This is a genomic window from Rathayibacter sp. VKM Ac-2835 (assembly GCF_013266705.1).
GTDB lineage: Bacteria > Actinomycetota > Actinomycetes > Actinomycetales > Microbacteriaceae > Rathayibacter.
Map to the genome: position 1 here is coordinate 429895 of NZ_JABSNQ010000001.1, position 20202 is coordinate 450096.

The following is a 20202-nucleotide window of genomic DNA, read 5'->3' on the forward strand; positions in this document are numbered from 1 at the left end:
GGATCCGCTGTGTCACGCGTCAGCCCGCGGTGCCGTCCGCGACCGTGATCCGCCGGTCGAAGGCGAGGGACCCGGGGACGCGGTGCGCGATCAGCACGACCGTGCGGCCGGACGCGGCGCGCAGCAGGTCGGCGAGCAGCGCGTCGGCGACGGGGGCGTCCACCGAGGCGGTCGGCTCGTCGAGCACCAGCACGTCGAAGTCGGCGAGCAGGGCCCGCGCGAGCGCCAGGCGCTGGGCCTGACCGCCCGAGACCAGCGAGCCTCGCTCGCCGACGCGCGCGTCGAGGCCACCGCGGGCCGCCGTCCACGAGGCGAGGCCCACCCGCTCGAGGACACCCAGGAGCACGGCGTCGTCGGCCTCGGGTCGCGCGAACAGCAGGTTCTGCCGGATCGTGTCGTCGAAGAGGTAGGGCTGCTGCTCGACGAGGCCGACCATGCGCCGGAGCTCGGACTGGGGGAGCATGCGCGCCTCGACCCCGCCGATCCGGTACGAGCCGGTGTGGTCGAGGAAGCGGACGAGGGCGTGCGCGAGGGTCGTCTTGCCGGAGCCGCTGCCGCCGGTGACGAGGACCCGCTCGCCGGCGCGCAGATCGAGCGAGACGCCGGTGAGCGCGGGAGTCGCGGCGCCGGGCCAGCCCACGGAGAGGTCGCGGAGGACGATGTCGCGGCCGAGCGGGACAGCGGCGGAGGGATCGACGTCGGCATCGGTCGCGAGCGCGGACGACGCGGCCTGCGCGTCGAGGTCCGCGAGCCGCTGCGCGCTCGAGAGCGCCGAGCGCGCGCTCTGCACGGCCAGCGGGGCCGCGGCGGCGACCTCGAACACGGCGAGCGGCACCAGGGCGAGCACCCCGAGAGCCGGGCCGCCGAGCTCGCCAACCACGGGGATCCCGAGGGCGAGACCGGCCCAGACCGCGCCGCCGGAGCACAGCGCGAGGACGGCGGCGGCGAGCCCGGCCGACGCGGCACGCCGCCGGGCCGCTCGGGTGAGCGCCGCCTCCGCCTCCGCGACATCGGCGATCGCGTCGTCCGCCGCGTCGAAGGCGATCAGCACGTCGAGCCGGGTCACCAGCAGATTCAATCGCTCCGCGAGCTCGCCGCGCAGCGGCGCGAGCTCGCGATCGGCGCGGGCCGACACCAGTCCCACGCCGAGGGCTCCCCCGGCGAAGGCGAGCACGAGCAGGCCGAGCAGCACGGCGCCCATCGCGGGCAGCAGCAGCCAGACGCCCACCACCGCGACGGTGGACACGACCGCCGAGACGAGCAGCGGCTGCACGATCCGCAGCGGCACGTCCTGCTGCGCATCGACGTCGGCGACCACCCGCGAGACGAGATCGCCGCGGCGCACCCGCCCGAGCCCGTCGGGCGCGACCGGCACCAGCCGCTCGTAGACGCCGGCGCGCAGCTCCGCCAGCGCCCGGAACGCGGCATCGTGCCCGGAGAGGCGCTCGAGATAGCGGAAGAAGGCGCGCGAGAGCGCGAACGCGCGCACCCCGACGACGGCTATCGAGAGGAAGAGGATCGGCGGCTGCTCGGCCGCTCGCACGATCAGCCACGCCGAGCAGGCGAGCAGAGCCACGACGGACGCCGAGGAGAGCAGACCGAAGGACAGTCCGGGCAGGAAGCGCCGCGGAGCCGGCATCGCCGCCCGCAGCACGTCGGCGCGGTTCACCGGAGCACCGCCTCGGCCGGAGCGAGCGCGAGCACGGCGTCGGCGGCCGCGATCGTCGCGGGGCGGTGGGTCGCGACGAGTACGACGACGCCCTGGTCCGCGAGCCCGCGGAGCCCGGCGAGAAGCCGGCGCTCCGACTCCTCGTCGAGAGCGGCGGTCGGCTCGTCCAGGGCGAGCACCGCGCAGCCGCGCTCGAGGACGCGGTGCACGGCGCGCGCGACGGCGACCCGCGCCGCCTGCCCGCCGGACAGCCCCGTGCCGTCGGCGTCGATGCGCCGATCCGGGTCGAGGTCGGTGCCCGCGATCGCGAGTGCCCGCAGGATCCGCTCCGGGTCGGGCGAGCGCGAGCCGAGCGCGACGTTGGACCCGACGCTCCCCGGGAGCAGGTCGGGCCGCTGCCCGGACCAGGCGAGCCAGTCGCGACCGGTGGCCGCGTCGATGGTCTCGCCGCCGAGGGCGATCGAGCCGGTCGCGGGGGCGAAGCCGGCCAGAGCGGCCAGCAGCGTCGACTTGCCGGAGCCGCTGGGTCCGGTCAGCGCGGTGATCGAGCCGGCGAGCAGGGTCGCGTCGACGGGCGCGAGGACGCGACCCGCTCCGTCGTCGACCGCGACGCCGTGGAGCTCGAGCGCCCCCGAGCGGCCGGGCGCTGCGGTCCGCGTCGGCACGGCCGCCGCGGATTCGATGATCGTGAACGCCTCGTCCGCCACCTGGACCCCGTCCGCCGCGGCGTGGAACTCGGCGCCGACCTGCCGCACCGGGAGGAACACGTCCGGCGCCAGCACCAGCACGAACAGCCCGATCGCGAGGCCGAGCGAGCCGTCGACCAGGCGCAGTCCGATCGAGACGGCGACGAGCGCGACCGAGAGCGATCCGGCCAGCTCGAGGACGAAGCTGCTGACGAAGGTCACCCGCAGCACCTTCATCGTGTGCACGCGGTAGTCCTCGGTCAGCGCGCGGATGCGGGCGCCCTGCCTCTCCGCCCGCCCGAAGATCTTCAGCGTGGCCAGCCCGCCGACCGTGTCGACGAAGCCGGAGGCGAGCGCCTGCAGGCGGCTCCACTGCCTCTTCTGCACCGCCTGGGTCGCCCAGCCGATCAGGACCATGAACACCGGGATCAGCGGGAGGGTCACGACGAGGAAGAGCGCGCTGAGCGGATCGGCGAGGAAGACGACGAGCACGAGGATCGGCGTGGTGATCGCGGTCGCGATCAGCTGCGGCAGGTAGCGGGCGAAGTAGCCGTCGAGCGCGTCGAGCCCACCGCCGAGCAGAGCGACGACCCCGCCCGATCCAGCCGTGCGACCGGACGGCCCGAGTGCGACGAGCGCGGCGAGGACCGCCGACCGCAGCTGCGCCTTCGAACCGGCGCCGCCCCGTGTCGCGTTCACCTCGACGGCCCAGGCCAGCACGGAGCGCAGCACGACCACGCCGAGCAGCGCCGCGAGCGAGGGCGCGAGCTCGGTGGCCGACCGGCCGTCGACCGCCCCCGCCACCAGCTGCGCCACCAGCCACGCGAACGCGACGGCGGTCGCCGTGCGGGCGAGCGCGAGCGCCCCGCCGAGCAGGAGGAACAGCCGCGCGGCGCGGGCGTAGCGGAGCAGTCGGGGATCGAGGGGTTTCACGTCTGCGTTCGGTCAGTGCGCGTCCGCCGGGATGTGGGTCCGGCTGATGCGCTTGCGGAAGATCCAGTAGGTCCAGGCCTGGTAGCCGACGATGAGCGGCACGAAGACCAGCGCCGTCCAGCTCATCACCGTCAGGGTATAGGGCGTGCTCGAGGCGTTCTCGATGGTCAGGCTGTTCGCGATCTCGTTCGAGGCGGGCATCACCGCCGGGAAGAGCGTGGTGAACAGCGCGAGCACCGCGAGGGCGATCGTGCCGGCCAGAAGGGCGAAGGCGCGCCCCTCCCGCCCGCGCAGGTTCGCGACCCAGGCGAGCACCAGCGCGGTCGCGGCGGCGATCGAGAGCAGCCAGGAGGGACCGCTCCCCTGCGCCAGGTTCGTCCAGCCGAGGAACACCGCGGCGACCGCGATGGTCACCAGTCCCGCCCGCATCGCGAGCCGGCGCGCCCGCTCGCGGATCTCGCCGTCGGTCTTCAGGGAGACGAAGACGACGCCGTGGGTGAAGAAGAGCAGGAGCGTGGTCGCGCCGCCGAGCAGCGCGTACGGGTTCAGCAGGTCGAAGACCGTCCCGATGTAGTTGTGGTCCGCGTCCAGCGGCACACCCTGCACGATGTTCGCGAAGGCGACGCCCCAGAGGAACGCGGGAACCGCCGAGCCGACCACGATCATCGTGTCGAACCGCTTCTTCCACGCCGCCTCCGGGCGCTGGTGGCGGTACTCGAACGAGACGCCGCGGGCGATCAGCGCCAGCAGGATCAGCAGCAGCGGCAGGTAGAACCCGCTGAAGAGCGTCGCGTACCACTCGGGGAACGCGGCGAACATCGCCGCTCCGGCGACGATGACCCAGGTCTCGTTGAGGTCCCAGACCGGTCCGATCGTGTTGATCAGGACGCGGCGGTCGGTGTCGTCGCGGCCGAGGAAGGGCAGCGACATCCCGACGCCGAAGTCGAAGCCGTCGAGCACGAAGTAGCCGATGAAGAAGACGGCGACGATCCAGAACCAGAGCGTGGCCAGATCGAGCGATCCGAGGTCCATGTGCGCGTGCCTTCCTCTAGTAGACGGTGCCGACGAGCTGCGGGCGACCGCTCTCCTCGTCGATCTCGGGGGCGTCGTCGGGACCGGCCTGGGCCGCCCGCTTGATCAGCCGGAACTCGACGACCGCGAGGGTGCCGTAGAGGGCGGTGAAGGCGAGCAGCGAGATCAGCACCTCGATGCCGCTGACGCCGGGCGAGACGCCGTCCGCGGTCTTCAGCAGGCCGAAGACCAGCCAGGGCTGGCGGCCCATCTCGGTGAAGACCCAGCCGACGATCATGGCCATCAGCGGGAGAGGGGCGGCCCAGATCGCGATCTTCCACATCCACTGCTTCGGCTCGCGGCCCTTGCGGGTGAACCAGAGGCCGGCGGCGGCGACGCCGATGGCGAGGACGCCGAGCGCCATCATCCAGCGGAACGACCAGTAGGTGACCCAGATGATCGGCGTGTAGTCGCCGGGGCCGTAGACCGCGCTGTACTGCGCCTGCAGGTCGTTGATGCCCTCGACGGTCCCGGTGAAGGTGTGCGTCGAGAGGAAGGAGAGCAGATACGGGATGCGGATCGAGAACAGCTCGCTCGAGCCGTCGGGCGTGCCCCAGGTGAAGACCGAGAAGGAGGCGTCCACGCCGGTGGACGTGCGGTAGAGCGCCTCCGCGGCCGCCATCTTCATCGGCTGGGTATCGACCATGGCGAGGCCGAGCGAGTCGCCGGTGAAGAGGGTGAGGCCACCGCTGATCAGCATCATCCAGGCGCCGAACTTCAGCGCCGGGCGCATCGTCTCGAGGTGCTGGTTCCGCGAGAGGTGATAGGCGGCGACACTGACGATCACCGCGGCCGAGACCATGAAGCAGGCGAAGATCGTGTGCGGGAACGCGGCGAGGGCGACCTTGTTGGTCAGCAGGGCCCAGATGTCGGTGAGCTCGGCGCGGCCCTTGGCCTCGTTGATCCGGAAGCCGACCGGGTTCTGCATGAAGGCGTTCGCCGCGATGATGAAGTAGGCCGAGAGCGTCGTGCCGAGCGTGGTGAGCCAGATCGTCGCGAGGTGCAGCTTCTCCGGGAGCTTGTCCCAGCCGAAGATCCACAGGCCGATGAACGTCGCCTCGAGGAAGAACGCGAGGAGGCCCTCGAACGCGAGCGGGGCGCCGAAGACGTCGCCCACGAAGCGGGAGTAGTCGCTCCAGTTCATCCCGAACTGGAACTCCTGGACGATGCCGGTGACGACCCCCATCGCGAAGTTGATCAGGAAGATCTTGCCGAAGAACTTCGTCAGCTGCAGGTAGTGCACGCGGGAGGTGCGCACCCAGCAGGTCTGGAAGATCGCCACCGTCAGTGCCATGCCGATGGTGAGCGGCACGAAGAGGAAGTGGTAGATCGTCGTCAGACCGAACTGCCAGCGCGACAGGAGGAGCGGGTCCAGGAGTTCGTTCACGAGTCCGAGCCTAGGTCGGCGGCGGGGGCGCGACGGCCTCCGATCCCAGTACTGGAGCGGATGTGCGGCCCTCGGCGCCGCTCCACGACACCCTTCCCGGGGTCGTCCTCGGAGCCCGGCGACGACTCCCGGGCCAGGGGTTCCTCGACGTCGAGACAGAGCGTCTCGACGTCGAGCGATCTCGCCGCGAGCGTCCGGTCGAGCAGCGCCCGCCGCCGCCCGAGGTCCGGCGATCGACCTCTCGACGGCGAGCGATCGGACGTCGCGCGCCACCTGAGAACGGGGTAGGCCAACTGCCAGCTTTTTCCCAGCTGGAGTGTCGCCCCCCGTCCGTCCTGGACGATCGTGCGCGGTCACCCCGCGACGCTCGCGGCTCCCGCTCGGCCGCGCCCCCTACGATCGAGGAATGCCGAGCAAGGGGAGCTACGCCAAGGGCGTCGCGAAACGCGAGGAGATCCTGCAGACCGCTCTCGAGGTGTTCTCGCGCCAGGGGTACCGCAAGGCCTCGCTGCGCGAGATCTCGGAGGAGGTCGGTCTGACGCAGGCGGGGCTGCTGCACTACTTCGACTCGAAGGAGGAGCTCTTCGCCGAGGTCCTCCGCAAGCGCGACGACACCGACCGCGCCGTCTACGACCTCGAGCAGAAGGGCGATCAGGCGATCGAGGAGGTCGTCCGGCTGATCCGCCACAACAGCGAGGTCCCCGGTCTCGTCCACCTCTACGCGACGCTCTCCGCGGACGCGACCGACGAGTCGCACCCCGCGCACGAGTTCTTCATCGAGCGCTACCGGACCGTCAACGAGGTCTTCGCCGCCCGCGTCCGCGAGGACCAGAGCGAGGGGCTCATCGCCGCCGACATCGACCCGGATCTGGCGGCCAAGATGATCACCGCGCTCTCCGACGGTCTGCAGGTGCAGTGGCTGCTCGACGACCAGGTCGACATGGGATCGATCGTCGAGACGTTCTGGTCGCTGCTCAAGCGGGTCCGCTGACTCCGATGGACACCACGACGCCGTGAACGACGCGCTGACCGGCATCCTCGCCTTCGTCGTCAGCGTGCCGCCCGTCTGGCGGACGCTGCTCGCCGGCCTCGCCGTCTTCTTCGAGACGACGATCCTCGCCGGCCTGATCGTCCCGGGCGACACCGTCGTGATCGTGAGCGCGACCGGTGTGACCTCTCCCCCGCAGTTCGTCGCGCTGGCGGTCGCCGTGATCGTCGGGGCGCTCTGCGGCGAATCGGTCGGCTTCTACCTGGGCCGCTGGTTCGGGCCGCGGATCCGCGGCTCCCGGCTCGGCCGCCGGCTCGGCGAGAAGAACTGGCTGCGGGCCGAGCGCTACCTCGCGCGCCGCGGCGGCATCGCCGTGTTCCTCTCCCGCTTCCTGCCGGTGCTGCACTCGCTCATCCCCCTCACGGTCGGGATGAGCGGCATGAGCTACCGCACGTTCATGGCCTGGACGACGCCCGCGTGCATCCTCTGGTCGTTCGCCTACGTCGGCGTCGGGGCCGCCGCGGCGGGCGGCTACCGCGAGCTGTCGGACAGCCTGCACTACGCGGGCTACCTCTTCGTCGGGGCGATCGTCGTCTTCGTGCTGGTCGTGATCGGCGTGAAGAAGCTCCTCTCACGCGCAGAGGCGCGTCACCTCGACGAGTGACGCGCCTCCGGGCGTGAGCGGGTGGGATCAGCCGATGAGGTCGGCCGAGGTGAGCCACTCGGTCGCGATCGCCGCGGCCGACTTCTGCTCGTTGACGCTCTCGGAGTTCAGCGCGACGAGGTCCTCGGCGGTCAGCTTCGCGCTGACGCCGTTGAGGATCTCGGCGGCGTCGTCGTCGACCTTGTCGGAGACGATCGGCACCACGTTGTCCGCGACGAACAGTCCGTCGGGGTCGGCGAGGGGCAGGAGGTCGTTCGACTCGATGTTCGGGTCGGCGGTGTAGATGTTCGCCATCTGGATCTGGTTGCTGGCCAGCGCGTCGACGGTCGTCGATCCGCCGCTGTCCTCGATCGCCTGGAACGTCGTGGTGATGCCGTACTTCGACTGCAGCGCGTCGGGCCCGTAGGGACGGGTCTGCAGCTCGGAGTTGCCGCCGAGCACGATCGGGTCGGTGACGTTCGTGAGCGAGGCGATGTCGGTCAGGTTCCACTGCTCGGCGAAGGCCTGGGTGACGGTGTACGAGTTCTGGTCGCTCGCGTCCGCGGCGTCGAGCGCGCGCAGTCCGTCGGGCAGGGCGTCCGTGAGCGCCGAGTAGACGTCGTCGGCCGTGGTCGCGGTCGTGTCCGGCTCCAGCGCCTGCAGGAGGCTGCCGCCGTACTCGGGGAAGACGTCGATCGAGCCGCTCTCGATCTCGGGCAGGTAGATCTCGCGCTGACCGATGCGGAAGTCGCGCTGCACGGTCATCCCCCCGTCCTCGAGGGCCTGCGCGTAGATCTCGGCGATGATCTCGTTCGAGTAGTAGTCCTGCGAGCCGATGACGATGGTGTCGCCGCCGGCGGTCGCTCCCGATCCTTCGTCGAGCGGATCGCTGGACGAGCACCCTGCCAGCGCCACCACGGCGCCGACCGCGAGTGCGCTGAGAACGACACGGCCCTTCTTGGTTGCTGTGAACATCTCTTATTTCCCTTCGTCGATGGGGATTCCCACCACCGCGCGGCGTCGGAGTGACGACGCGCGGAAACCTGTGCGCTCGGTCGAGGCGCGGCCGAGGCCGAGCACGACCCCGCGGGGCACGGCGACCCTCTGCAGGATCGCGAACAGCACCTCGCTGAGCAGAGTGAGGACGATCACGATGATCGAGCCCGCGAGCATCTGCGGGTAGTCGCCCGCCTTCACGCCCTGGAAGATGTAGCGGCCGAGACCGCCGGCGCCGATGTAGTCGGCGAGCGTCGCCGTGGCGATGATCTGCAGGGCCGCGACGCGCAGTCCGCCGATCAGCAGCGGCAGGCCCAGCGGGATCTCGACCTTCGACAGGATCTGCCACTCCGTCATGCCCACGGCCCGCGCCGCGTCGACGGTGCGGCGGTCGACCGCCTCGAGACCGGAGTAGGCGCCCGCGAGGATCGACGGGATCGCCAGGATCACCAGCGCGATCAGCGGCGCACCGAGGCCGAGGCCGAGGCTCATCGCCGCGAGGACCAGCACACCCAGGGTGGGCAGCGCGCGGAGGCCGCCGGCGACCGGAACGGCGATGCCCTTGCCCTTGCCGGTGTGCCCGATCAGGTAGCCGAGCGGGATGGCGATCGCGGCGGCGATGAGGAGGACGATGAGGCTGATGCCGAGGTGCTGCGCGACGCGCGTGGGGATCCCGTAGATGCCCTCCCAGTGCGTCGGGTCGCCGATCCAGGCGAAGGCCTGAGCGATGAGGTTCACGCGGTCACCGCCTTCTCGTTCCTCGCGGGCCTGCGGCGCGAGCGGGCCCGGTCGAGGGTCGTCCACGGCATCAGCAGGCGTCCGAGCAGCACGAGGACGCCGTCGAGCACGAGGGCGAGCACGATCGTGAGCACGATGCCCGTGATGATCTCACCCTGGATGCCGCGCTGGAAGCCGTCGGTGAAGAGCAGGCCGAGGCTCTGGATGCCGAGCACCGCGCCGACCGTGACCAGGCTGACCGTGCTCACGGTCACCACGCGGAGGCCCGAGAGCAGGACGGGACCGGCGAGCGGGAACTCGACCTTCCAGAACCGCGCCCAGGCGGAGTAGCCCATCGCCGTCGCCGACTGGGTCACGTCCTCGGACACCGCGGAGAGCGCGTCGGAGGTGGTGCGCACCATCAGGGCGATGCCGTAGAGGGTGAGGCCGATGATGACGTTCGCGGTCGAGCGCAGAGGGATGCCGAGCAGCGCGGGCAGCAGGATGAACATCGCCAGCGACGGGATCGCGTAGAGCACGCCGAGCCCGGTGAGCAGGGTGCCGCGGCTCCAGCGGTAGCGATTGGCGATCCAGCCGAAGGGCAGCGAGATCACGAAGCTGAGCAGGATCGGCGGGACCGAGAGCGCGAGGTGCGCCAGGAGGTTCGCGACGATCTGGTCGGTGTTGTTGACGACCCAGTTCACGCGCCGACGCCGTCCTGCGCGCGCAGGACGCCGGTGGGCCGCCCGTCGCCGTCGACCACGATCCGGGCGCCGTCGCGCTCCTCGATCGACAGCGAGCGCTTGCCGCGGTCGGCGCCGACGAAGCCGGCGACGAACTCGCTGGCCGGGTTCGCGAGGATCTCGGCGGGCGAGCCCTTCTGCGCGATCCGGCCGCCCTTCTCGAGGATGACGACCTGGTCGCCGAGCAGGAAGGCCTCGTCGATGTCGTGGGTGACGAAGACGACCGTCTTGTCGAGCTCGCGCTGCAGGCGCAGCGTCTCGCGCTGGAGGTCGGCGCGCACGAGCGGGTCGACGGCGCCGAACGGCTCGTCCATCAGCAGGATGTTCGGGTCGACGGCGAGGCCGCGCGCGACGCCGACGCGCTGCTGCTGGCCGCCCGAGAGCTGGCTCGGATAGCGGGTGGCGAGGGAGCGGTCGAGCCCGACGGTGTCCATCAGCTCGAGCGCGCGATCGTGGGCGGGCTTCTTCGCCACGCCGTTCAGGCGCGGCACCGTGGCGATGTTGTCGATGACCCGGCGGTGCGGCAAAAGACCGGAGTTCTGCATGACGTAGCCGATGCGGCGGCGCAGCGAGACGGCGGGGAGCGTGGAGATGTCCTCGCCGTCGATCTCGATCGTGCCGCCGGTCGGCTCGATCATGCGGTTGATCATCCGCAGGATCGTGGTCTTCCCGCAGCCGGACGAGCCGACGAAGACGGTGGTCTGGCGCGAGGGCAGCACGAGCGAGAAGTCGTCCACCGCCCGAGTGCCGTCCGGATACTGCTTGCTCACTCCGCGGAATTCGATCACGGTCCTGCTCTTCCCTGTCCCGTGGTCCCGGTCAGAACCTGGCGATCAGCAAAACATCATTCGGAGACGCGTGCCAACCCGGATGGCGCAGTGTTGCACCGGAGCGTGGAAAGAGCTAGGCCGCGGACGGCCGCGCGGTCAGGACTCGATCGGCCCGTAGTGCATCGAGAGGTAGTTGCGCAGCAGCGCGCGGCTCTCGTCGATGAAGCGCTGATCGCCGTTGGGGTCGATCAGGAAGGCGCGGGTGAGCATCGCGTCGGCGACCTCGACCGTGACCTCGAGCCGGAACGACAGCTGCGCTCCGCCGGGCAGGCCGTACTCCGAGGCGAGGATCTCGGCGAAGCGGCGGGCGAAGAAGCCGGCCTCGAACGCCTCCCCCGCGACCTCGGGGGCGTGGATCGTGTCGACGAAGCGGATCGAGCGGAATCCCGCCTCCGTGCGGTGCATGTCGCAGAACGCGTCGATCGCGCAGTCGACCGCGCCCCACCAGTCGTCGGGGTGCTTCTCGCGGATGTCGGTGATGACCTTCTTGCGGAAGCGCTCGAGCGCGCGCTCGCGCAGCGCCTGCAGCACGGCGATGCGATCCGGGAAGTAGCGGTAGACGGTGCCGATCGCGGCGCCCGCGCGCTCGGCCACCATCGCGGTGGTCAGCCGGTCGAAGCCGACCTCGTCGACCACGGCCGCGGCGGCGTCGAGGAGGGAGGCCAGCCGGGCCGCGCTGCGGACCTGGACGGGCTCGTTGCGGACCTGGGGCGACTCTCCGAAAGGTCGATCGACGAGGTTTCCAAGCGGCACGGCGAAGCTCCTTCGGTATCGGTTTCTACAATCGTACGCACGGGGACGTGCCGTTCGCGTCGAATCACCGAATGTCTCTCGCTTTCTGCGCCCCACGTCGGGTGGCCGCGCAGCCCACCCAGGAGGACCCATGTGCGGACGCTTCGTCCTCTCTCAGACCAGTGCCGATCTGGTCGCCCTGTTCGACATCGACGAGCCCGGACCGGACCTGCCCGGGCCGTCCTGGAACATCGCGCCGACGCAGCGGATCGCCGTCGTCGCCGAGTCGATGAAGGGCGTCGAGGAGGGCGAGCCGCCGCGACGCCGCCTGGCGGGCGCCCGCTGGGGCCTGGTTCCGCGCTCGGCCGCGGATCCGTCCGGGGCGCCGCTCTTCAACGCCCGGATCGAGTCGGTCGCCGAGAAGCCGTCCTTCCGCGAGTCCTTCGCGGCGCGCCGGGCGATCGTCCCCGCCTCCGGCTGGTACGAGTGGCGCGTCGGCGCCGACGGCGCGAAGGCGCCCGTGTTCGTCTCCCCGGGCGGCGGCGCTCTGGTGCTCTTCGCGGGTCTCTACGAGTGGTGGCGCTCCTCGGAGCCCGGCGCGCCCTGGCTGCTGTCGGCGACGATCCTGACCCGCCCCTCCGCGGGGGCGGTGGCGGCCGTGCACGAGCGGATGCCCGTGCTGCTGCAGCCGGAGCTGATCGAGGACTGGCTCGACCCGCTCACCGAGGGCGACGGCGGGCTGCTGCGCGCGGCCTCCGACGGTGCGGCCGAGCTCGCCGAGGAGCTCGAGGTGCAGCGCGTCGGCTCCGCGGTCGGCACGGTGAGCAGCAACGGTCCCGAGCTGATCGAGCCCGTCGAGGACTGACCCGCGGCGGACGGGCGGCCGGGGCGCCCGTCCGCGATCGCGTCGGGGCGACCGGTGTCCGGAGGCGTCTGGCACACTGGGCGGATGCCGCTGACGCCTGAGAGCAAACCGATGAGCGCCGGGGCGGCCGAGGTCCTGCACCGCGCCGCACGCATCGAGGACCGCATCCACGCTCTGCGCATGCGCCGGGTGACGCGCAAGGGCTACGTGCCGCGGGTCATCCCCTACACCGGGTACGGCACCACCGAGCAGCTCCGGGTGCTCGCGCGCGTCCTCTACACCCGGCCCACGCCGCCGGGCGCGGAGGAGGTCCAGCCGGTCGAGAGCGTCCGCGGCTGGCGCAGCTTCACCAGCCTCTACATCAGCGGAGCGGTCGTGTCGGTGGCCGTCGACGGGCAGAGCCACCGGATCGTCGCGGACCGGGGCGGCGTCGTCGACGCGGACATCCCGATCACGCTCGAGCCGGGCTGGCACCGCATCACCCTCACGGTGGACGGCGGCGCGCCGGTCGAGGCCCCCGTCTTCATCGTCCGCCCGGAGGCCAGGATCGGCGTCGTGTCCGACGTCGACGACACGGTCATGGTCACCGCGCTCCCCCGGCCCTTCGTCGCCGCCTGGAACACGTTCGTGCTCGACGAGCACGCACGGATGCCCACGCCCGGGATGGCGGTGTTCCTCGATCGCTTCTCGCGGCAGAACCCGGGTTCGCCGGTGATCTACCTCTCGACCGGTGCGTGGAACGTGGCGCCGGCGCTGACGCGGTTCCTCTCGCGGCACCTCTACCCGGCGGGGGCGCTGCTCCTGACCGACTGGGGCCCCACCCACGACCGCTGGTTCCGCAGCGGCAAGCAGCACAAGGAGGAGAACCTCCGCCGCCTCGCCGTCGAGTTCCCCGACGTGCGCTGGCTGCTGGTCGGCGACGACGGTCAGCACGACGAGGAGATCTACTCGGACTTCGCGCACGAGCATCCCGAGAAGGTCGCGGCGATCGCGATCCGCCAGCTCTCGAACGGCGAGGCGGTTCTCGCGGGCGGGCGCTCGAAGGCCGCCGACCTCTCCGAGACCAGCGGCACCCCGTGGGTCTACGCCCCGGACGGCGCCGGCATCTCCGAGCAGCTGACGGACCTCGGCATCCTCTAGCCCGGCCTGAAGCCGTGCCGGTCGAGCAGCGCCGCAGGGGGCGTAGCTGCATGCTGGTCGAGCAGCCCCGCCGGGGCGTGTCGAGACCCGCCTGCCCCAGCAGGGCGGAACTGCAGACCCGCCGTCCGGCGACGGGTGGATCTCGATACGCCCGCTCCGCGGGCTGCTCGATCAGCATGCACTTCCACGGGGCACCGCGAACGACCGAGGCCGCCCGCTCCCCGGGTGGGGAGGGGCGGCCTCGGTCGTGCGGGGACGGACTACGCCTGGTGCGCGGCCTGGAGGTCGAGCGTGATGGTGACCTTCTCGCCGATGAGCACGCCACCGGTCTCGAGGGCGGCGTTGTAGGTGAGACCGAAGTCGGTGCGGTCGATCGTCGCCTTGGCGGTCAGACCGGCCTTGTAGTTGCCGTAGGGGTCGGAGCCGAAGCCGCCGAACTCGACCTCGAAGGTCACGGGCTTGGTGACGTCCTTGATGGTGAGCTCGCCGTCGACGAGGAAGTCGTCGCCGTTCGCGCGGACCGCGGTCGACACGAAGTGGATCGAGGGGTACTTCTCGGCCTCGAAGAAGTCGCCGGTGCGGAGGTGACCGTCGCGGTTGGGCTCGTTGGTGTTGATGGAGGCGACCTCGGCGGTGGCCTCGACCTTGGAGTCCAGCGGGTTCTCCCCGGTGGTGAAGGTGGCGGTGAAGCGCTCGAACTTGCCCTTGACCTTGCTGATCATCAGGTGGCGGACGCTGAAGCCGACCTCGCTGTGCGTGGGGTCGATGACCCAGGTGCCGGCGCGGTATCCGGGGATGGTGGTGGTGTCGCTCATGGTTTCTCCTCGAGAGTGTGAATCGCGCGGGAAGCTCGTCCCCGTCCGATGTATGCAAGCGCATCGACGTATCGAGTATTCCATGTAGCGACAACCTTTTTCGACACCGCGCGCCGAGTCGACGGCAGATGGACACTTTCACGCCGCGCTCGGCCCTCGGAGGGGGCACACGGCCCTGCCCGGCGACGGGCCGCTTCTCCTTCGACGGGATCTCCAACGCGATCGTCGACGGCGAGAACCCGTTCGGCTTCGCCTGCGCCGGCATCGAGGAGGAGGACGCCGACGGTGCGATCTTCGGCTACGACGTCGCCGAGCTCGACGGCTGATCCGTCAGCGCGCGGCGGTCGGCTCCGCGTCGCGCACCGGGTTGCGGATGCCGAGCAGCGAGACCAGACCGCCGGCGAAGAGCAGCACGGCGGTCGCGATCGCCGCGCGGCTGAAGCCCTCGGCGTCGAGGCTGTCGCCCACGATCAGCGAGGTGGCGGCGATCGCGACCAGACCGGCGATCCGCGAGACCGCGTTGTTGATCGCGGAGCCGACTCCGCTGTGCCGGCTGTCCACCGCGCCGAGGATGGTCGAGGTCAGCGGGGCGACGGTGATCGCGAGGCCCAGCCCGAAGAGCAGGATGCCGGGCAGCAGCTGGGTGGCGTAGTCGGCCGGCGGACGGACGCCGGCCAGCAGCAGGAAGCCGACGCCGGCCACCAGGGGTCCGACACCCATGAACAGCCGCGGCCCGAACCGCGCCGTCAGCGAGCCGGCGACCTGCGAGAGCAGCAGGAGCAGGATCGTCGGCGGCAGCGTGGCGAGGCCGGCGAGCGTGGCCGAGAAGCCGAGCCCCTGCTGCAGGTAGAGACCCAGGGCGAAGAAGCCGAACGACAGCGCCCCGTAGACGAACGCCGTCGAGACGTTGCCGACCGTGAAGTTGCGCGAGGCGAACAGCGAGAGCGGCAGCATCGGGTTCGGCGTCCGACGCTCCCAGAGCACGAAGGCGACCAGGGCGGCGAGACCGCCGATCAGGGCCACGAGCACCAGCGGGTTCCCGAAGCCGAGCCGCTCCTGCTCGATCAGCGCGAACACCGGCCCGCCGAGGCCGATCACGCCGAGCACCGCGCCGACGCCGTCGATCGGCACCCGGGTGCCGGAGTCGACGTGGCCGAGCCGCCGCAGGAGCAGCAGCGTCACCGCGATCGGGAGGAGGTTGAGGGCGAAGACGTAGCGCCAGGAGCCGGCGTCCACCAGCAGCCCGCCGATCACCGGGCCCGCGATCGTCGCCGTGCCCGTCCACGCGGTCCACGCGCCGATGGTCTTCGCCTGCGCGGCGCCGTGGACCGTCGCGATGATCAGCGCGAGCGAGCTGGGCACGAGGATCGCCCCGGCGGCGCCCTGGAGCATCCGGGCGACGATCAGCACCTCCGCCGTCGGCGCGAGCGCGCAGAGCAGCGAGGTGACGCCGAAGCCGATCAGGCCGATCGTCATGCTGCGGGCGCGCCCGATCCGGTCGGCCAGCGAGCCGGCGACCAGGATCAGCGCGCCGAGGGTGATCAGGTAGCCGTCGACCACCCACTGCTGCACGGCGAGCCCGCCGCCGAGCTCGCGGGTGATCGCGGGCAGCGCCACGTTGACGACCGTGCCGTCGAGGAACGCCACGAAGGAGGCGAGGATCGCGACCACGAGGACCGCGCGCGGGCGGCTCGTCGCGGTGTCTGCGGAGGTGCTCATCGCTGCTGCCGGCTCATCCGCTCACCGTACTCCGAGCCGACGCGGCGCACGGCGGCACCGGGGATGCAGACTCGTCGCCTACTCTCGTAGCCATGTCTGCGCAAGGAACCGCCCGCAGCGGCGTGCTCGCCCGCGTCCTCGGTGTCGTCGGAGCGAGCCTGGCCGGAGGGCTGCTGATCACCGTCGGCGTCACTCCCGCCCTCGCCGTCACCGGGCTCGCCGCCAACAACCCGATCGGCCTCTTCGAGACCGTGCCCGAGTACCTCGAGCTGGGCCAGCTGGCGCAGAAGACCGAGATCTACGCGAAGAACGCCGACGGGACCGACGGTCTCCTCGCCTCCTTCTACGCGCAGAACCGCGAGGAGGTGGCCTTCGACCAGGTCAGCCAGTTCGTGAAGGACGCGGCCGTCTCCACCGAGGACCCGCGCTTCTACGAGCACGGCGGCGTCGACCTGCAGGGCACGATCCGCGCGGTGCTGAGCAACGTGGTCGGCGGCGATCTGCAGGGCGGATCCTCGATCACGCAGCAGTACGTCAAGAACGTCCTCGTGCAGAAGGCCGAGGCGCTCAGCGACACCGACGCCGCCGCCTCGCAGGCCGCCTACGACGAGGCGACCGCCACGACGCCGGCGCGCAAGCTCAAGGAGATGAAGCTCGCCGTCGACCTCGAGAAGAAGTACAGCAAGGACGACATCCTGCTGGGCTACCTCAACATCGCCGGCTTCGGCGGTCAGGTGTACGGGATCCAGGCCGCGGCCGAGTACTACTTCTCCAGCACCGCTGCGACGCTCTCGCTCGCCCAGGCCGCGAGCCTGATCGCGACGGTGAACAACCCGAACGGCCTCCGCATCGACGAGCCGGAGAACATCCCGGAGAACAAGGTCCGGCGCGACTACGTCCTGGACCAGATGCTGAAGGAGGGGAAGATCTCGCAGGCCGACCACGACGCCGCGGTGGCCGAGGAGGTCGTCCCCGCGATCACGCAGACCCCGACGGGCTGCCAGCAGGCCGGCAACGCCGCCTTCTTCTGCGACTACGTGACCCGGGTCATCCAGAACGACCCCGCCTTCGGCGACGACGAGAACACCCGGTTCGCCAACTTCCAGCGCGGCGGCTACAAGATCTACACGACGCTCGACCGCGACCTGCAGGACGTCGCGACGGCGGCCACGAACGAGTGGGTGCCGAAGACGCCGATCGACGACGTCAACATCGGCAGCTCGACCCTCTCGATGGAGGTCGGCACCGGCCGGGTCCTGGCGATGGTGCAGAACAAGGACTACGACGCGGCCGGCTCGGTCAACGGCGAGAACTTCTCCGCGATCAACTTCAACGCCGACACGGCGTACGGCGGCTCCTCCGGATTCCAGGTCGGCTCCACCTACAAGATCTTCACCCTCGCGCAGTGGATCGCCAACGGCCACACCATCTTCGAGACGGTGAACGGCCGCGAGCGCACTTTCACCGAGTTCCCCTCCTCCTGCGAGCCGGGCGGCGAGTGGAACGGCACCTTCGCCGTCGGCAACGACGAGAACGAGAACGGCACCTACAGCGTGCTCCAGGGCACGATGCGCTCGATCAACACGGTCTTCGTCGCGATGGCGCAGCAGCTCGACCTCTGCGCGATCCGCGACCAGGCTGCGTCCTTCGGCGTGAAGACCGCGTCGGGTGCCCCGCTCACGCCCTCTCCGGCCGCGATCCTCGGCTCCGCTGACCAGATCGCGCCGATCTCGATGGCGACCGCCTTCGCCGGCTTCGCGAACAACGGCACGGCCTGCACCGCGATCGCGATCGACGCGATCACCGACTCGGCCGGGGTCGGCGTCCAGGCACCGGTCTCGACCTGCACTCAGGCGCTCTCCCCCGAGCTCACCGCCGTCGCGAACGATGCGCTCCAGGACGTCGTCACGAGCGGGACCGCCGCCGCCTCGGATCCGGAGGACGGCATCGAGCACATCGGCAAGACGGGCACGACCGACGACGCCGTGCACACCTGGATGGACGGCGCGTCCAGTCGCGTCGCGACCGTGGTCTGGGTCGGCAACATCATCGGCGAGGCATCGATGCGCAACGTCCTGGTCCGGAGCGCGGAGACGAATGCCCGCGCCTACGCCTCCAACCTGCGCCACTACATCTGGAACCGCGTGATGACCCGCGCCGACGAGAAGTACGGCGGAGACGACTTCGCCGACCCGAGCAGTGCGCTGCTGAACGGCCGCCAGATCGCCGTGCCGAACGTGGCCGGGCAGTCGGTCGACGACGCGACCGAGGTGCTCGAGGACCTCGGCTTCGACGTCGAGGAGGGCGCCACCGTCGACTCCGCGACGCCCGCGGGCACCGTGGCCGGCACCGACCCCGGCGCCGGGACGACGATCGCCCGCTACTCGAGCATCACGCTGCTGGTGAGCAACGGTGCCCTGGTGCCCGCGCCCGAGACGCAGGCGCCCGCTCCGACGGCCAGTGCGACTCCGACCGCCACGGCCGAGCCCACCGCGGAGCCGACCGCGACCGCGACGCCGACCGCGCCCGCGACCGCGACGCCCACCGCCACCCCGACGGCGGAGGTCGACCAGTGAGCGGCTTCGACTCCGGCTTCCTCGGCGTCCCGCTCGCGGCGCCGCGGCCCTCCGAAGACCGCGTGGTGCGGCAGCTGCCGTACACGCACTTCGAGGTGCTCCTCGACCCGGAGCGGCGACTCGCGCTCTCGACCGCGGTCAACATCGACGGCGCGCGACTGCTCGACCTGGGCCGCGGCGACGACTGGCACCTGGACGAGCGCGTCCCCGCCGCCGAGCAGACCGGCCCCGAGGTGTACGCGCGGAACGACTTCGACCGCGGCCACCTCGTGCGCCGCCGCGACCCCGTCTGGGGCGAGCCGGCCGAGGCCCGCGCCGGCAACGTGGACAGCTTCTGCTACACGAACGCGGCACCGCAGGCGAGCGGCTTCAACCAGTCGAAGGAGCTCTGGCTCGGCCTCGAGGACCTCGTGCTCGAGTACGCCCAGGCGAACCGCGCCCGGATCGACGTCTTCACCGGCCCGGTGCTCGCCGAGGGCGACCCGGTCTACCGCGGGGTCGGCGTCCCGCTCCGGTTCTGGAAGATCGCGGCCTGGAGCCCCGACGGCACGACGCTCGCGGCCAGCGCCTACCTGCTCGACCAGACCGCGCTGGTGCAGCGCATCGTCGAGGGCGAGGACCGCGAGGGCCTCGCGCCGCTCGGTGCCTACCGGACCTTCCAGGTCGCGGTGTCGAGCCTGGCCGCGCCCACCGGGCTCGACCTCGACGCGCTCGCCGCCGCGGACGTGCTGGCCGCGGCGGGAGCGCGCGCGGAACCGCCGCGCGAGCTGCTCACGGCGGACGACGTCGCGCGCGGTCTCACCGCCCGCTGAGCACCGCCGCAGGCCAGGATGGGGGGATGACCTCCCCCGTCCTCGTCGAGATCGACGACTCCGGCACTCCTCGCCTCCGCGACCCCGACGCCGGTCTCGTGCGCGTCGACGAGCCCGGGTATCTGCGCGGCGACGGCGTCTTCGAGACGCTGGCCGTCATCCGGGGCCGTGCGCACGGGCGGGAGGAGCACCTCGCGCGCCTGGCCGCCTCGGCCGCCGCCGTCGGGCTCGGGATCCCGTCGGCCGAGGCGTGGTCCGCGGCGATCGCCCTCGCGGTGGACGAGCACGACGCGGTCGAGGACCTCAGCATCCGGATGGTCGCGGGCTACCGCGACGCGACGACGGCGCGAGCGACGGTCCGCGCCGAGCCGACCGCCGACTCCTCCGCGCTGCGCGAGCACGGCGTCCCGGTCGTCGTGCTCGACCGCGGCTACGCGCACGGGGCGCTGGAGGACGCGCCCTGGCTGCTCGGCGGCGTCAAGTCGACCTCCGGTGCCGTCACCCGCGCGGCGCTGCGCGAGGCGAGGCGCCGCGGTGCCGAGGACGTGGTCTGGCGCACGAGCGACGGCCTGCTCCTCGAGGGGGCGACCTCGAGTCTCGTGCTGCTCGCGGACGGGGTGCTCCTGACGCCCGCTGCCGGCTCGGGGATCCTCGACGGCACGACGGTGTCGCGGCTGCTCGCGATCGGCGAGCGGCGAGGGCTCGGATCCTCGCGGCGGGACCTGCCCGTCCCGGCACTGTCGGGCGCCGCTGCGGCCTGGCTGGTGTCGAGCACGAGGCGCGCGGTGCCGATCCGCTCCGTCGACGGAGCGCCCCTGGCGATCGACCACGGGCTGACCGCGGCCTTCGAGGAGGGACTGCTCGCCGGCTGACGGCCGAG

19 protein-coding genes are annotated in these 20202 nt (G+C 71.5%); 8 read left to right on the top strand and 11 right to left on the bottom strand.

All coding sequences use genetic code 11. The annotated features are described in order from the left end of the window. Positions 1–19: 19 nt before the first annotated feature. The 4 genes from cydC to HRK28_RS02025 are packed head-to-tail and all read right to left on the bottom strand — an operon-like array spanning position 20 to position 5746. Positions 20–1669, bottom strand: coding sequence for a thiol reductant ABC exporter subunit CydC (gene cydC / locus HRK28_RS02010; RefSeq protein ID WP_367948323.1), 1650 nt, complete (start codon positions 1667–1669; stop codon positions 20–22). Continuing rightward, positions 1666–3288 (bottom strand): thiol reductant ABC exporter subunit CydD, encoded by a 1623-nt coding sequence (cydD, locus tag HRK28_RS02015; RefSeq protein WP_173250266.1) that lies wholly within the window; start codon positions 3286–3288, stop codon positions 1666–1668. The genes cydC and cydD overlap by 4 nt, the downstream gene beginning before the upstream one ends. A gap of 12 nt (positions 3289–3300) precedes the next feature. Further along, a complete protein-coding gene (gene cydB / locus HRK28_RS02020; protein WP_173250267.1) occupies positions 3301–4320 on the bottom strand; it encodes a cytochrome d ubiquinol oxidase subunit II in 1020 nt (339 codons plus the stop codon). A gap of 16 nt (positions 4321–4336) precedes the next feature. Beyond that, complete coding sequence (locus HRK28_RS02025; protein WP_160088575.1) at positions 4337–5746, bottom strand: cytochrome ubiquinol oxidase subunit I; 1410 nt, start codon at positions 5744–5746, stop codon at positions 4337–4339. Between the two features lie 406 nt (positions 5747–6152). Between HRK28_RS02025 and HRK28_RS02030 the strand changes: the two genes are divergently transcribed. Together HRK28_RS02030 and HRK28_RS02035 are read left to right on the top strand one after the other, a co-directional pair. After that, positions 6153–6737, top strand: a complete 585-nt coding sequence (locus tag HRK28_RS02030; protein WP_173250268.1) for a TetR/AcrR family transcriptional regulator — start codon at positions 6153–6155, stop codon at positions 6735–6737. A gap of 22 nt (positions 6738–6759) precedes the next feature. Continuing rightward, the gene (locus HRK28_RS02035; RefSeq protein WP_173250269.1) at positions 6760–7398 is read left to right on the top strand and encodes a DedA family protein; all 639 of its coding nucleotides are present in this window, start codon (positions 6760–6762) and stop codon (positions 7396–7398) included. A 27-nt stretch (positions 7399–7425) separates the two neighbouring features. On the opposite strand, the gene HRK28_RS02040 is transcribed toward HRK28_RS02035, so the two are convergent. From HRK28_RS02040 to HRK28_RS20405, 5 genes are all read right to left on the bottom strand, one after another. Continuing rightward, on the bottom strand, positions 7426–8352 hold the full coding sequence (locus tag HRK28_RS02040) for an ABC transporter substrate-binding protein (protein ID WP_173250270.1): 927 nt from the start codon (positions 8350–8352) through the stop codon (positions 7426–7428). 3 nt (positions 8353–8355) lie between these two features. Further along, entirely contained in the window at positions 8356–9111 is a 756-nt protein-coding gene (locus HRK28_RS02045) for an ABC transporter permease (RefSeq protein ID WP_173250271.1), read from the bottom strand. Continuing rightward, positions 9108–9794 (bottom strand): ABC transporter permease, encoded by a 687-nt coding sequence (locus HRK28_RS02050; RefSeq protein ID WP_160088565.1) that lies wholly within the window; start codon positions 9792–9794, stop codon positions 9108–9110. Before HRK28_RS02050 ends, HRK28_RS02045 begins: the two co-directional genes overlap by 4 nt. Then, entirely contained in the window at positions 9791–10621 is an 831-nt protein-coding gene (locus tag HRK28_RS02055; RefSeq protein WP_123732083.1) for an ABC transporter ATP-binding protein, read from the bottom strand. The genes HRK28_RS02050 and HRK28_RS02055 overlap by 4 nt, the downstream gene beginning before the upstream one ends. A 138-nt stretch (positions 10622–10759) precedes the next feature. Continuing rightward, positions 10760–11416: a TetR family transcriptional regulator gene (locus HRK28_RS20405; protein WP_244231820.1), complete on the bottom strand. Its 657-nt coding sequence runs from the start codon at positions 11414–11416 to the stop codon at positions 10760–10762. 130 nt (positions 11417–11546) lie between these two features. On the opposite strand from HRK28_RS20405, the gene HRK28_RS02065 reads away from it, so the two are divergent. Together HRK28_RS02065 and HRK28_RS02070 are read left to right on the top strand one after the other, a co-directional pair. Further along, positions 11547–12260, top strand: a complete 714-nt coding sequence (locus tag HRK28_RS02065) for an SOS response-associated peptidase (RefSeq protein WP_173250272.1) — start codon at positions 11547–11549, stop codon at positions 12258–12260. A gap of 111 nt (positions 12261–12371) precedes the next feature. Continuing rightward, entirely contained in the window at positions 12372–13400 is a 1029-nt protein-coding gene (locus HRK28_RS02070) for an App1 family protein (RefSeq protein ID WP_254304489.1), read from the top strand. 260 nt (positions 13401–13660) lie between these two features. On the opposite strand, the gene HRK28_RS02075 is transcribed toward HRK28_RS02070, so the two are convergent. After that, complete coding sequence (locus HRK28_RS02075; RefSeq protein ID WP_123445585.1) at positions 13661–14215, bottom strand: YceI family protein; 555 nt, start codon at positions 14213–14215, stop codon at positions 13661–13663. A 128-nt stretch (positions 14216–14343) separates the two neighbouring features. On the opposite strand from HRK28_RS02075, the gene HRK28_RS02080 reads away from it, so the two are divergent. After that, a complete protein-coding gene (locus tag HRK28_RS02080; RefSeq protein WP_173250274.1) occupies positions 14344–14541 on the top strand; it encodes a hypothetical protein in 198 nt (65 codons plus the stop codon). A gap of 4 nt (positions 14542–14545) precedes the next feature. Here HRK28_RS02080 and HRK28_RS02085 read toward each other — a convergent pair whose 3' ends face one another. Beyond that, on the bottom strand, positions 14546–15934 hold the full coding sequence (locus HRK28_RS02085; RefSeq protein WP_173250275.1) for a DHA2 family efflux MFS transporter permease subunit: 1389 nt from the start codon (positions 15932–15934) through the stop codon (positions 14546–14548). A 92-nt stretch (positions 15935–16026) separates the two neighbouring features. Between HRK28_RS02085 and HRK28_RS02090 the strand changes: the two genes are divergently transcribed. The 3 genes from HRK28_RS02090 to HRK28_RS02100 are packed head-to-tail and all read left to right on the top strand — an operon-like array spanning position 16027 to position 20194. After that, entirely contained in the window at positions 16027–18510 is a 2484-nt protein-coding gene (locus HRK28_RS02090) for a transglycosylase domain-containing protein (RefSeq protein ID WP_173250276.1), read from the top strand. Further along, entirely contained in the window at positions 18507–19322 is an 816-nt protein-coding gene (locus tag HRK28_RS02095; RefSeq protein WP_160088551.1) for a DNA/RNA non-specific endonuclease, read from the top strand. Before HRK28_RS02090 ends, HRK28_RS02095 begins: the two co-directional genes overlap by 4 nt. 26 nt (positions 19323–19348) lie before the next feature. After that, on the top strand, positions 19349–20194 hold the full coding sequence (locus HRK28_RS02100) for an aminotransferase class IV (RefSeq protein WP_173250277.1): 846 nt from the start codon (positions 19349–19351) through the stop codon (positions 20192–20194). The last annotated feature ends 8 nt before the right edge of the window (positions 20195–20202 follow it).